Raw genomic sequence first — 13,334 nt, forward strand, 5'->3', positions numbered from 1 at the left:
TAATTTACGTATTTCGAGAAAGGAGTATTTATGGAAGACGGGTCCAATCCCTATTTAATTATTTTTTTATTGGCTATTGTTGTTATTGAAGCAATAGAGCTAATTATTTTGTACAGAAGGTCTAAGCAAGAAAATATTACCGAGGAAGATGTTATTTCTCTTGTAAATGAGGGGCACGAGGATGGCAATATTTTGGCCTCCGAAGCAGCTATGATACAGAATATCTTTGAGTTTTCTGATACCGATGCAAAGGATATCATGACTCATCGAAAAAGCATCGTTGCTGTGAACGGTGATAGTACCTTGCGTGAGGCTATAAATTTTATAAATGAGAATAATATGAGCCGTTATCCGGTTTATATTGAGGATTTAGACAATATCATTGGCATTTTACATATAAAGGATCTACTCACATACTATGATAAGGATATTGATAATGTGAAAGTTAAGGATTTACATGAACTTATGTCAGTGGCTGAGTTCGTTCCAGAGACACATGGAATTAATACTTTATTTGCTAAGATGCAGTCCAAAAAGCGCCATATGGTTATCGTAGTTGACGAATATGGACAGGTTTCCGGCTTACTTTCCATGGAGGATATTCTTGAGGAAATCGTTGGAAATATTGAGGATGAGCATGATGAGGAAGAAAACTCTATAGAGGTTAAGACAGAGGATTCCTTTGTGATGGATGGAGGAACTTCTCTTGAAGAGGTTGAAGAAATTCTTGGTACAAAGTTATCGGATGATTATGAAACACTCAATGGATACTTAATTTCCTTAAATGGCAAGATTCCAGAAGACGGTAGTTCCTTTACTTTGGAGGATGATAATTACGTTTTTTATATTAAAAATGTATCCGATAAAGTCATAGATAGCGTATATGTTAGACGCAAAAGGCACGTTGAATAAAAGGCCGTGATTTGTTATAATTTTTTGAGATTTAGAATAGAAAAGAGGTAAATAATTTTATGTCAGGACATTCAAAGTTCGCAAATATTAAGCACAAAAAAGAAAAGAATGATGCTGCAAAGGGTAAGATTTTTACAATAATTGGTCGTGAGATCGCTGTAGCAGTTAAGGAAGGCGGCCCAGACCCTAATAATAATTCTAAGCTTCGTGATGTTATCGCTAAGGCTAAGGCTAACAACGTACCAAATGCAACAATTGAAAATGGTATCAAGAAGGCTGCTGGTAACGCAGATGCTGTAAATTACGAGTCTGTTACATACGAAGGATATGGTCCTAACGGTACAGCTATTATCGTTGACTGCCTTACAGACAACCGTAACCGTACAGCTGCTAACGTTCGTTCAGCATTTACAAAGGGCGGCGGAAGCATCGGTACACCAGGTTGCGTATCTTTCATGTTTGATAATAAGGGTCAGATTATCGTTTCTAAAGAGGATTGCTCTATGGAAGCTGATGATCTTATGATGATTGCACTTGATGCAGGTGCAGAAGATTTCTCTGAGGAAGAGGATTGCTTCGAAATCTATACAGCTCCAGAGGATTTCTCAGCAGTTAGAGAAGCTCTTGAGGCTGAAAACATTCCTATGGCTGATGCTGAGGTTACAATGATTCCTCAGACATACGTTGATCTTACAGATGAGCAGGATCTCTACAAAATCAATAAGATTCTTGATCTTCTTGATGATGACGATGATGTTCAGAACGTATATCACAACTGGAATGAGTAAATAAAAATTGAGGGGTTTATAATTATGAATAAGATACTTTTCGCTGCCAGCGAGTGCGTACCATTTGTCAAAACCGGCGGATTGGCAGATGTTTGTGGAGCACTTCCTAAGGAATTCTCAAAGGAGTACTTTGATGTAAGGGTGGTTTTGCCATACTACACATTTATTCCAGAGAAATACAAGAAGGACTTCAAGTTTTTAACTAGCTTCCAAATGAACATGGGACCACTTGTAGGTACTAGATATGTTGGCGTTTTTGAATATGAGTTAGATGGGGTTACTTATTACTTCATCGATAATCATGATTATTTCGATTGTTTCTATCCTTATTCTGAGGATAGATGGGATCTTGAAAAGTTTATATTCTTTGATAAGGCTGTTTTATCAATGCTTCCACTTATCGGATTCCAGCCAAATCTTATTCATTGTCATGATTGGCAGACAGGTTTTATTCCTGTTTATTTAAAGAATGATTTCCAGGGAGACCAGTTCTTCTGGGGAATGAAATCAGTCATGACTATTCATAACCTTAAGTTCCAGGGTATGTGGGACACAAAGACAGTAGCAGGTATTTCTGGCTTGTCTATGAATTTATTTACACCAGATAAGCTTGAATACAAAAAATGCGGAAATATGCTTAAGGGCGGTCTTGTTTATGCAGACTATATCACAACAGTTTCTGCAACCTACTGTGACGAGATTCAGACCCCATACTATGGAGAGGGGCTAGATGGCTTGCTTCGTGCTCGTCACTACGACATGCAGGGCATTGTTAATGGTATTGATAACGATGTATATGATCCTGCTAAGGACTCTAAAATCTACAAAAACTTTGATGTTTCTACATTCCGTAAAAACAAAAAGGTTAATAAGGCAAAGCTTCAGGCTGATTTAGGTCTTGAGGTTGACCCTAAGAAATACATGATCGGCCTTATTTCTAGACTTACAGATCAAAAAGGCCTTGATCTTATCAATTATTGCATTGAAGGAATAGTTGATGATTTTACTCAGCTTGTTGTTATTGGTACAGGCGAGTCAAAGTACGAGAATATGTTCAGGCATTATGCATGGAAGTATCCAGAGAAGATTTCTGCTAACATTTGTTATGACGACAATCTTGCGCATAAGCTTTATGCGGCAGCGGACGCATTTTTGATGCCTTCAAGATTCGAGCCATGTGGCTTGACACAGCTTATTTCATTTAGATACGGTACAGTTCCAATTGTTCGTGAGACTGGTGGTCTTAGCGATACAGTTGAAGCTTTTGATGAGTACAAAAAGACAGGAGATGGCTTCTCATTTGCAAATTACAACGGTGACGAGCTTCTTAACACTGTAAATTACAGTAAGTTTGTATTTTTCGATAAAAAGACTCAGTGGAATAAAATGGTTGAGCGTGGCATGAACAAGAACTATTCTTGGGCTGTACAAAAAGAAAAATACGAAAATATTTACAACTATTTGATAGGTTAACAAATAGTAATTTACAAAAGAGAATAGCTTGACTATTCTCTTTTGATTGTAAGAGGTTATATATTGGCAACAAAAGGGACGAATAATTCTAAAAGAAAATCAAATAATTCCCGCAGAAACACTACTAAAAAAAGCAACAACAAATCTACTTCCACAAGAGCTAAAAAGGCTTCTATGGAGGTTGAATTTGAGGACCCATTTTTCGAGGATTCTTCAAAGGAAATCATCCTTTGGGGTTCTTTAGTGCTGTGCATTTTACTTTGCATTAGCAATTTTGGGCTTGGTGGAGTTGTAGGTAATGCCATTGCCGATTTCTTGTTTGGTATTTTTGGCATTATTCAGTTTATCTTGCCTTTTATGGTTGCATTTTCTGCATTTTTCATTATTTCAAACTATGGTAACAAGGTAGCAGTAGCAAAAGTTATTGCAGGTTCTGTTTTACTTATATTTATTAGCGTATTTGTGGAGCTTATCATTCATGGGCAGGATGTATTAGGACCACTTTCTACATTTGAATATTCAAGGGATAACCACAATGGTGGCGGCCTTTTAGGAGGTGCCATCGTTTTTGGAATATATGATAGCTTCGGTTTGTTTGGAGCTTACTTAATAGATATTATCGCAATGGTTGTTTCTACCATCATCATTATTGAGCGTTTCGCTTTCGATAGAGTGCAGCAATCCTCTAGATATCATGCTGATAGGGCAGCTGCTAAAAGACGCGCAAGAAGAGAGCGTCAGCTTATGGAACGTGAAGCAAATCAGACCAGATATAATTCTGACCGTCAGGCTATTATTGATAAAATTAACGAGGAAAAAGCTCTCGAGCTTGAGCAGATGAATCAAAAGGGTGGTTCAAGAAGAGAGAGAAAGCATTCTGGCGTTACTACCAACACAACACTTATGCCAGATTTCTCAGAAGCATCATTGTCTGCAGATGGTGTTAACGAAATCAAGATAAACATGGCAGAAGGAGAGTCCGATGTGGAAGTTACAAACACAAGCAGACATCGCCTTCGTTCCGGAGATAAAAAGTCTAAGAGCACACATTCTTTCAAAAATGTTACACCTCTTGTGGCTACAAACGAAACCGCTACATTTATTGAGCCAGAGCAGCCAGTAGTGGTTGAGCCAAAGGTTGCTGTTGCACCTAAGCCAGTGGAGCCTGTTATTAATACTCCGGCTCCTACACCTGCTCCAGAGCCTACATCAGAGCCAGAAGCAGTTATGGAACCAGTGACTTCTACTAGAAAGCCTAAGCCATCGGCTTCTACTCAGGCAGAAATCGAAGATTCTTCAGAGTCTCTTAGAGCTTCTATTGAGTCAGATAAAAAGAAACCTAAGAAGCCATTTAAGCTTCCACCTATTTCATTACTTAAGGATGCTAAGAAGGGTGCAGGGGATTCTAGAGAGTATCTTCAGGAGATGGCTGGTAAGCTACAGCGTACACTTGGCAATTTTGGTGTTCAGGCTAATGTTACTGAGGTTACTTTGGGACCATCAGTTACTCGATATGAGCTTGAAATCGCAGAGGGTACTAGAGTATCAAAAGTTGTAAACCTTTCTGATGATATTAAGCTTAATATGGCTGTTACTGACGTTCGTATAGAAGCTCCAATTCCTGGCAAATCTGCTATTGGTATTGAGGTTCCAAATAAAGAAAAGACAATGGTTTCTTTCAAAGAGCTTGTATCTTCGAAAGAATTCAAGAATGCTAAGTCAAAGATTTCCTTCTGCGTTGGAAAGGATATTTCAGGTAGCGTAGTTGTTGGAAATATTGAAAAGATGCCTCACCTTCTTATTGCAGGTGCTACAGGTTCTGGTAAATCAGTATGTATCAATACCATCATCATGAGTATTCTTTATCATGCCACACCTGATGAGGTTAAGATGATAATGGTTGATCCAAAGATGGTAGAGCTTTCTGTATACAATGGAATTCCTCACCTTCTTTTACCTGTTATTACTGACGCTAAAAAGGCGGCAGGAGCTCTTCATTGGGCTGTAAAGGAAATGACAGATAGATACGAGCTTTTGGCAGCGGCAGGAGTGCGTAATATCGAAGGGTTCAACGAAAAGGTTGATTCTGATGCATTGCCTGAGTCTATACCAGAGGAAAAGCGTGTGAGAATGTCCCAGCTTGTTATTATTCTGGATGAGGTTGCGGACCTTATGATGGTTGCTGCAGCCGATGTAGAAGATTCAATTGTTAGATTGGCTCAGCTTGCCAGAGCAGCAGGTATTCACTTGATTATCGCTACACAGAAGCCTACTGTTAATGTTATTACTGGTCTTATCAAGGCTAATGTTCCTTCAAGAATTGCTTTTTCTGTTTCATCTGGAACAGATTCACGAGTTATTCTTGATATGAATGGTGCAGAGGATTTGCTTGGAAATGGTGATATGCTTTATGCTCCACAAAATCTTTCTAAGCCTATTCGTGTACAGGGTGCCTTTGTCAGTGATGATGAAGTAAGTGCAGTAGTTGATTTCCTTAAAAATAATAACGAAAATGCAGAATACGATTCGAATATAGAGGCTCAAATTCAAAACTCTGAGACTGGATCTGGTTCAGTGTCAATCTCTGGAGAACCTGATAATTCTAGAGATCAACTATTCAATGAAGCAGGTCGTCTTGTTATAGAAAATCAAAAGGGTTCTATTGGCTATCTTCAAAGAAACTTTAGGATAGGCTTTAATAGGGCGGCACGTATCATGGATCAGCTTGCGGAAGCAGGCGTTGTTGGTCCTGAAATGGGTACTAAACCTAGAGAAATACGCATGTCCATTTCAGAGTTTGAAGAACTAATAAAAGCAAATTAAAAGGGAGTCATTTCAAATGAAGTCAGACATTCAAATCGCTCAGGAAGCACAAATGGTCAATATCAAGGAGGTAGCAGCTTCACTTGATATTAGGGAGGATGATTTAGAGTTTTATGGAAAATATAAGGCTAAATTATCCGATGAATTGTTATCCGAAATTCAGGATAATAAAGACGGCAAGCTTGTGCTTGTAACTGCAATCAATCCAACACCAGCTGGAGAAGGAAAAACTACAACTTCTGTTGGCTTAGGTGAGGCAATGGGAGTTCTTGGTAAGAAGGCATGTCTTGCATTGAGAGAGCCTTCACTTGGACCTTGCTTTGGTATCAAGGGTGGTGCCGCAGGTGGTGGATATGCTCAGGTTGTTCCTATGGAAGACTTGAACCTTCACTTTACTGGTGATTTTCATGCTATTACATCTGCAAATAATTTGCTTGCAGCTATGCTTGATAATCATATTCAGCAGGGAAATTCACTAGGAATTGATCCTAGACAGATTGTATGGAAGCGATGTCTTGATATGAATGACAGAGCCCTTAGAAATATTGTCGTAGGTCTTGGAGCAAAGGCAGACGGAATGGTTCGCGAGGATCATTTTGTTATTACTGTAGCCTCAGAAATCATGGCTATTCTTTGCCTTGCAAACGACATGAAAGATTTGAAAGAGCGACTTGGAAGAATCATCGTTGCTTATAGTTTTGACGGAAAGCCTGTTACAGCTAATGATTTACAGGCTACGGGTGCTATGGCAGCCCTACTTAAGGATGCCTTAAAGCCTAATATGATTCAGACACTTGAGCACACACCAGCTATAGTTCATGGTGGCCCATTTGCAAATATTGCACATGGATGTAACTCTGTTAGAGCTACTAAGGCTTCAATGAAGCTTGCTGATATCACAATCACTGAGGCTGGTTTTGGTGCTGATCTTGGTGCTGAAAAGTTCTTTGATATTAAATGTAGAATGGCTGGCTTGAAGCCTGATGCTGTTGTTTTAGTAGCAACTGTTCGTGCTTTAAAATATAATGGTGGTGTTCCTAAAACAGAGCTTACTACAGAAAACTTAGATGCTTTAAAGAAGGGTATTGTTAACCTTGAAAAGCATATTGAAAACCTTCAGAAATATAATGTACCAGTAGTAGTTACTCTTAACTCATTTATTACCGATACAGAAGCCGAGACTAACTTCGTTAGAGAATTCTGCGAGTCTCGAGGATGTGAATTTGCACTTTCTGAGGTTTGGGAGAAAGGTGGACAAGGCGGCGTAGAGCTTGCAAAGAAGGTTCTTTATGTTCTAGAAAATAAAGAAAGCAATTTCAAGCCACTTTACGATGATTCACTTTCACTTAAAGATAAAATTAAAACCGTTGCAACAGAGATTTACGGCGCAAAGGATGTGGCATACTCAGCTGCAGCTGAACGCGAATTAAAGAGAATAGAAGAGCTTGGAATGGGTAATTTCCCTGTTTGTATGGCTAAGACTCAGTATTCATTGTCTGACGATGCTACTAAGCTTGGACGTCCTACAGACTTTACTTTAAATGTTCGTGAAGTATACGCTTCAGCTGGTGCAGGCTTTGTAGTTGCTGTAACAGGAAGTATTATGACAATGCCAGGACTTCCAAAGCAGCCAGCAGCCAATAATATCGATGTTACTGACGATGGAGTAATTACAGGATTGTTCTAAAATGAAATGTAAAAAATGTGGAGCTGAAATTGAAAATGGTCTTATGTACTGCCCATCATGTGGGGAGTCTATTCAGCTTGTGCCTGATTACAATGTTTTAGAAGAAGAATTACTTTCAAAAGTTGTAGAAGATAAAAACAAATCAAAGGATGATAAGTTTGCTACAGGTGTTTATCAAATTCAAGAAGAAGCACCTGCTGCAAATACACCATCCAAGACTCAACCTCAATCTAAGGCTGAGCCAAAGGTTTTTACCAAAAAGATAAAGGCTTTTCTTTTGGTAGCGTGCTTGCTTGTTGCCATGATAGGTGTTTGTATGTTTATTCCTTATATGGGAACGCACACTTATGACAATATCATGAATCAAGCTGTAGAAGCAGAATCTAATGAGCAATATGCAAAGGCTTTAGGTTACTATGAAGAGGCATATGAAATCGACCCTACATCATTTGAGGTTATTTATGGTTTGGGCCGTATGTATTACATGGTTAAGGATTATGATGATGCCATAGAGATGTTGTATCTTGCTTTAGATAGTGATCCTACGAACAAAAAGATATATTCATATCTTTTGGATGCTTTATATGCAAATGGTGATATGGATGGTATATCTGCTTTGCTGGAGACATCACCTAGTGATGAAATTACAGAGATGATTAATTCATATTTCCTTTCAGCACCTACATTTAATTTAGCTGGTGGTAATTATGAGGAGGACCTTCTTATCCAGATTACTGTTAGCGGAGATTATAAAATCTTTTATACCTTGAATGGCAAAAGCCCAATCACAACAGGTAAACAATACACAAAACCAATCCCTTTGACTGAGGGAACTACAGAAATAAAGGCTGTAGCACAGAACGATGCAGGAGAATATTCTGATATTGTTAGTGCTACATACACTATTACTTACCCTGAAGTTGAGGAACCAGAAGAAGGTACGGGAGAGGATATGACAATTGATGTTACTAACTAATTTATGTTTAACAGAATGTTCACAAGATTTCCGAATTTTTTACATAATTAATTAGTATCATTACATCATCTCATTAAGAGATACATTTTTCATAACATTATTCTCCCTTTGAAAGACACGTCACCGCAGGCGTGTCTTTTATGTTGTCTAAATCATTCAAATGGGCTAAAATATAACCTATGAATGTTAAAATTCTATGCGTAGGTAAAATCAAAGAGAAATTCTTTAGAGATGCAATTTCAGAGTACTCAAAGAGGCTCTCGAAATACTGCAATTTAGAGATAATAGAGGTCTCTGATGAAAAGACATCAGAGAATGCATCTGATACTGAAATATCACTTGTAAAATCCAAAGAAGGCGAAAGAATTTTAAAGCACATTAAAGAAAAAGATTTTGTTATAGCTCTTGCAATACTTGGAAAGCAACTGGATTCTGTTGCTTTTTCTAAATATATAGAGAATCTTGGAATCTCTGGACATAGCAGCATAGCTTTCGTTATTGGTGGCTCTTTAGGGCTTTCTGATGAAGTTATGAAGCGCAGCGATTATCAAATTTCTTTTTCTGAGATGACTTTCCCTCATCAATTAATGCGTGTGGTTTTACTTGAGCAGATATATCGGGGAATGCGAATTATGAATAACGAGCCTTATCATAAATAGGCAATAAATATAAGGGGTTTTGTTACTATGAGAATGTACGACTTAATTGAAAAAAAGAAACTTGGAGAGGAGCTTTCTACCCAGGAGATTTATCATATTGTTAATGGATATACAAATGGTGAGATACCTGATTATCAGATTTCTGCACTTCTTATGGCTATCTATTTCAGAGGCATGAATGTTAGAGAACGCTATGATCTTACTATGGCTATGCGTGATTCTGGCGATATCCTTGATTTGTCTTCAATTGACGGTGTTAAAATTGATAAACACTCTACAGGTGGTGTTGGCGACAAGGTTACACTTGTCCTTGGACCAATCATCGCATCTATTGGTGTGCCTGTTGCAAAGATGAGTGGTAGAGGCTTAGGCCATACTGGTGGCACAATCGATAAGCTTGAAGCTTTTCCTGGCTTTAATGGAGCTCTTTCTGAGGAGGCTTTCATAAATCAGGTTAATAATATTAAAATTGCAGTTACTGGCCAGTCTAAAAATCTTGCTCCTGCAGATAAAAAGCTTTATGCACTTAGAGACGTTACAGCCACAGTTGATGAGATTTCTCTTATCACAGGTTCTATCATGTCTAAAAAGCTTGCTGCTGGTACAGATGCTATTGTTCTGGATGTTACAGTTGGTGATGGTGCCTTCATGAAGACAAAGGAAAAGGCCTTAGAGCTTGCAAAATCTATGGTTGATATTGGAAAGCGTGCAGACAAGAAAATCGCTGCAGTTCTCACAAATATGGATGAGCCACTTGGTTTTGCAGTAGGAAACAATCTCGAAGTTATTGAAGCAATCAATGCCTTAAAGGGAAATGGTCCAGAGGACTTAATGGAAGTTGTTTATGAGCTTGGTTCTCAGATGATTGTTTTCTCAGAAATTGAGACTGATAAAGCTAAAGCTAGAAAGCTTATGGAAAATGCAGTAGCAGATGGTAGTGCATTTAACAAATTTGTAGAGTTCATTCAGGCGCAAGGTGGCGATTCAAGCTTTGCAACTGATATTAGTAAATTTGAGCCGGCTAAATATGTAGTGCCAGTTGAGGCTCAGGCTGATGGATATGTTCACGCATTGAAAGCAGAGGCATTTGGTCTTGCTTCTATGTCTCTTGGCGGAGGTCGCGAGACATTCGAAGATGTTATTGATATGGCTGTTGGTATTGTTCTTAACAAAAAGGTTGGGGATGAAATCAAAAAGGGCGAGCCTATTTGTTATATTCACGCAAATGACGAGAGCAAGATTAAAAATGCAATGGAGATGATTAACTCAGCTACAGTTATTGCTCCAGAAAAATGTAACCACATGGACTTGATTATTGATATTGTTGAATAAAATGAGCGATTTTTCTTTAAGTATTAGTATTCCGGCTGAGCACATCGACAATATTTTTGGCCAGTTTGATAAAAATATCAAAACCATAGAAAAGGGGATGGGAATTTCCTTCATTCTTAGGGATGATGTTATCAAAGTAGTAGGTGAAAAATCCCATGTTGAACATGGAATCGTTGTTGTGGATGAGCTTTTATCCCTTTCAAAAAAGGGCAGTATTATAACTACACAGGATGTTAATTATATTATGTCAATTGAGCAGGAAAAAATAGAAAATCATGATGTTTCAGAAGCTAGAGGCGAGATAATTTGCCATACAACCACAGGTAAGCCTGTAGCTCCTAAGACACTAGGACAAAAGAAATATGTAGATGCAATCACTAACAACATGATTGTATTTGGCGTGGGCCCAGCAGGTACTGGTAAAACATATCTTGCTATGGCAAAGGCTATTACAGCCTTTAAAAATGAGGAGGTTTCTAGAATCATTCTTACTCGTCCAGCTATTGAGGCAGGAGAGAAGCTAGGCTTCCTTCCTGGTGATTTACAAAGCAAGGTCGACCCTTATCTTAGACCATTATATGATGCTCTGTATCAGATAATGGGCGCCGAAGCATTTCAGCGCAACATGGAAAAGGGACTTATAGAAGTAGCCCCTCTTGCTTATATGAGAGGTCGTACTTTGGATAATGCCTTCATCATTTTGGATGAGGCACAAAATACTACGCCAGCCCAAATGAAAATGTTCCTTACAAGAATTGGCTTCGGTTCAAAGGCTGTAATCACAGGTGATAAGACTCAGAAGGATTTACCTACAGGAGTTAAATCAGGTCTTGATGATGCCATGGCAGTTTTGAAGAACATTGATGATATAAAGATTTGCAATCTTGACGCAAAGGATGTTGTTAGACATCCACTTGTTCAAAAGATTGTAAATGCTTATGAAGTACACGACAAAAAATTACAAAGCAAGAATAAAAAGGCGAAATAATGAAATGGACTAATCGTTTTTCCACTACAAGATTATGGTATGCAATAGGCATGGCGTTTGTTTTTATTATTGCCAACACTTTAATGTGTTCATTTGCCTCTGTACTTATGGACAAATATATTTGCTTAGTTGCAATTAATATTTGTTTCTTTTGTTTACAGTTTTTACTTATCATCAGAAGACGTTTAGAGCAAAAGCTTCCAGAAAAAAACTATATATCATACGGAAAAATTACATTCGTTATTTTGGTAGAATGGATTTTGGTTATTGCTATGTCGTTGTGGGCACCTGATTTTTTTGCTCCATTCATAGTGCTTCCTATCATTTCCAGTAGTGTTTTTGAGGATAGTCTTTCAAATGCGTTCAGTCTTTATTTGGTGGTGCTTACATCTCTTTGCTGGGATTACAATAGTTACACTATTCTTTGTTATATTACGCTGATTCTTTTTGGCGGTGTGCTATCCGCATTTCTTAGAAAGGGAGAGACACTTCAAAAGTTGTATGCGCTAATTATGGTTTTTGCAATTACAACACTAGTGTCTATAGTTTTTTATTACTTTAATTATCTTGAGTTATCATTTTCAGTGTTATTTTATGGCTTGCTTGATGGCGTGGTGGCATGCTTAATTATAGCGACTATCTTCCCTGTAATTAGCAGATTCGTGGATAGAGAACAGGTATTGATATACGACACCTTCTTGGATCCGGATTACACTCTATGCAATGAAATCCGTAAGCTATCCTACATCGAATACCAGCATGCAATGAGGCTTTCCAGATTATCTAGAAAGTGTGCCGCGGCAATTAATGCCAACGAAAATCTTGCTGCTTGTGCAGGACTTTATTATCGCCTTGGCAAAATCGAAGGTGAGCCAATGATTGATAACGCAATCAAAATTGCAAATAATCATTGTTTCCCAGCTGAGGTTATTCAAATCCTGGCTGAGTATGGCGGAATAGTTATTTTGCCTAGCTCAAAAGAATCGGCCATTGTTCATATGGTGGATTCAGTTGTAACAAAGGTAGAGCTTTTTGATTCTGATTCAATGAGCAGTAGTTGGAATCAAAATATGGTTATATATCAAACTATTAATGAGCTTTCACAAAAAGGCTTCTACGACAACTCAGGACTGACCATGAATCAGTTCTTGAAGATTCGTGAGATTTTAGCAAATGAGGATATTTTAGCATGACAATTTTAATGGAAAGCGAAACAGAAGTTGATTTCGACTTCGATTACGAGAAAGTTGCAAAAGATGTGGTGAACACTGCTTTGGATTATATGAAATTTCCTTTCGAAACCGAAGTGAGCATCACTCTGACAGACAACGATGGTATACAGGTGATCAATAAAGAATTTAGAGGTATTGATTCACCTACCGATGTATTATCATTCCCAATGATTGAGTATGAAAATCCTGGTGATTTTTCAAAAATCGAGGAGGATGATGATTTATTTAATCCTGAGACAGGAGAAGTAATTCTTGGAGATATAGTTCTTAATATTCCTCGTATTCATGCGCAAGCAGAGGAATATCAGCATTCAAATCTCAGAGAGTATGCTTTTCTTATAGCCCATAGTATGTTACATTTAATGGGGTTTGATCACATGACAGAGGAGGAAGCTTCTGTTATGGAAGAAAAACAAAGGGAGATATTAAACATACTAAATATTTCTCGAGATTAATGAAAAGGA

The 13,334-nt window shown here is 38.0% G+C and carries 11 protein-coding genes; all 11 read left to right on the plus strand.

The features are described 5' to 3' along the window. Nucleotides 1-30 precede the first annotated feature (30 nt). The 11 genes from CRN97_RS00210 to ybeY all read left to right on the plus strand — a co-directional run bounded on the left by CRN97_RS00210 (nucleotide 31) and on the right by ybeY (nucleotide 13,325). Entirely contained in the window at nucleotides 31-912 is an 882-nt protein-coding gene (locus CRN97_RS00210) for a hemolysin family protein (protein WP_097075424.1), read from the plus strand. 59 nt (nucleotides 913-971) lie between these two features. Continuing rightward, complete coding sequence (locus CRN97_RS00215) at nucleotides 972-1,700, plus strand: YebC/PmpR family DNA-binding transcriptional regulator (protein ID WP_033154067.1); 729 nt, start codon at nucleotides 972-974, stop codon at nucleotides 1,698-1,700. Between the two features lie 24 nt (nucleotides 1,701-1,724). Then, nucleotides 1,725-3,173, plus strand: coding sequence for a glycogen synthase (locus tag CRN97_RS00220; protein WP_044934336.1), 1,449 nt, complete (start codon nucleotides 1,725-1,727; stop codon nucleotides 3,171-3,173). 63 nt (nucleotides 3,174-3,236) lie between these two features. Continuing rightward, a complete protein-coding gene (locus CRN97_RS00225) occupies nucleotides 3,237-5,996 on the plus strand; it encodes an FtsK/SpoIIIE family DNA translocase (protein WP_242961977.1) in 2,760 nt (919 codons plus the stop codon). A gap of 16 nt (nucleotides 5,997-6,012) precedes the next feature. Further along, on the plus strand, nucleotides 6,013-7,683 hold the full coding sequence (locus CRN97_RS00230; RefSeq protein WP_097075425.1) for a formate--tetrahydrofolate ligase: 1,671 nt from the start codon (nucleotides 6,013-6,015) through the stop codon (nucleotides 7,681-7,683). A gap of 1 nt (nucleotide 7,684) precedes the next feature. Next, complete coding sequence (locus CRN97_RS00235; RefSeq protein WP_097075426.1) at nucleotides 7,685-8,659, plus strand: FN3 associated domain-containing protein; 975 nt, start codon at nucleotides 7,685-7,687, stop codon at nucleotides 8,657-8,659. Between the two features lie 179 nt (nucleotides 8,660-8,838). Further along, nucleotides 8,839-9,318, plus strand: coding sequence for a 23S rRNA (pseudouridine(1915)-N(3))-methyltransferase RlmH (rlmH, locus tag CRN97_RS00240; protein ID WP_044934340.1), 480 nt, complete (start codon nucleotides 8,839-8,841; stop codon nucleotides 9,316-9,318). A gap of 27 nt (nucleotides 9,319-9,345) precedes the next feature. Next, entirely contained in the window at nucleotides 9,346-10,650 is a 1,305-nt protein-coding gene (locus CRN97_RS00245) for a pyrimidine-nucleoside phosphorylase (protein ID WP_097075427.1), read from the plus strand. A gap of 1 nt (nucleotide 10,651) precedes the next feature. Further along, on the plus strand, nucleotides 10,652-11,638 hold the full coding sequence (locus tag CRN97_RS00250; protein WP_044934344.1) for a PhoH family protein: 987 nt from the start codon (nucleotides 10,652-10,654) through the stop codon (nucleotides 11,636-11,638). Beyond that, nucleotides 11,638-12,831: an HD domain-containing protein gene (locus CRN97_RS00255; protein ID WP_097075428.1), complete on the plus strand. Its 1,194-nt coding sequence runs from the start codon at nucleotides 11,638-11,640 to the stop codon at nucleotides 12,829-12,831. The genes CRN97_RS00250 and CRN97_RS00255 overlap by 1 nt, the downstream gene beginning before the upstream one ends. After that, a complete protein-coding gene (gene ybeY / locus CRN97_RS00260) occupies nucleotides 12,828-13,325 on the plus strand; it encodes an rRNA maturation RNase YbeY (RefSeq protein WP_074790504.1) in 498 nt (165 codons plus the stop codon). Before CRN97_RS00255 ends, ybeY begins: the two co-directional genes overlap by 4 nt. Nucleotides 13,326-13,334 lie beyond the last annotated feature (9 nt).

It is taken from the genome of Pseudobutyrivibrio ruminis DSM 9787, from assembly GCF_900218035.1.
GTDB lineage: Bacteria > Bacillota > Clostridia > Lachnospirales > Lachnospiraceae > Pseudobutyrivibrio > Pseudobutyrivibrio ruminis.

What these genes read in the sequence shown, in the direction of transcription:
- CRN97_RS00210 (WP_097075424.1), top strand. Translation starts at nt 31, where the DNA reads ATGGAAGACGGGTCCAATCCCTATTTAATTATTTTTTTATTGGCTATT.
- CRN97_RS00215 (WP_033154067.1), top strand. Translation starts at nt 972, where the DNA reads ATGTCAGGACATTCAAAGTTCGCAAATATTAAGCACAAAAAAGAAAAG.
- CRN97_RS00220 (WP_044934336.1), top strand. Translation starts at nt 1,725, where the DNA reads ATGAATAAGATACTTTTCGCTGCCAGCGAGTGCGTACCATTTGTCAAA.
- CRN97_RS00230 (WP_097075425.1), top strand. Translation starts at nt 6,013, where the DNA reads ATGAAGTCAGACATTCAAATCGCTCAGGAAGCACAAATGGTCAATATC.
- CRN97_RS00235 (WP_097075426.1), top strand. Translation starts at nt 7,685, where the DNA reads ATGAAATGTAAAAAATGTGGAGCTGAAATTGAAAATGGTCTTATGTAC.
- rlmH (WP_044934340.1), top strand. Translation starts at nt 8,839, where the DNA reads ATGAATGTTAAAATTCTATGCGTAGGTAAAATCAAAGAGAAATTCTTT.
- CRN97_RS00245 (WP_097075427.1), top strand. Translation starts at nt 9,346, where the DNA reads ATGAGAATGTACGACTTAATTGAAAAAAAGAAACTTGGAGAGGAGCTT.
- CRN97_RS00250 (WP_044934344.1), top strand. Translation starts at nt 10,652, where the DNA reads ATGAGCGATTTTTCTTTAAGTATTAGTATTCCGGCTGAGCACATCGAC.
- CRN97_RS00255 (WP_097075428.1), top strand. Translation starts at nt 11,638, where the DNA reads ATGAAATGGACTAATCGTTTTTCCACTACAAGATTATGGTATGCAATA.
- ybeY (WP_074790504.1), top strand. Translation starts at nt 12,828, where the DNA reads ATGACAATTTTAATGGAAAGCGAAACAGAAGTTGATTTCGACTTCGAT.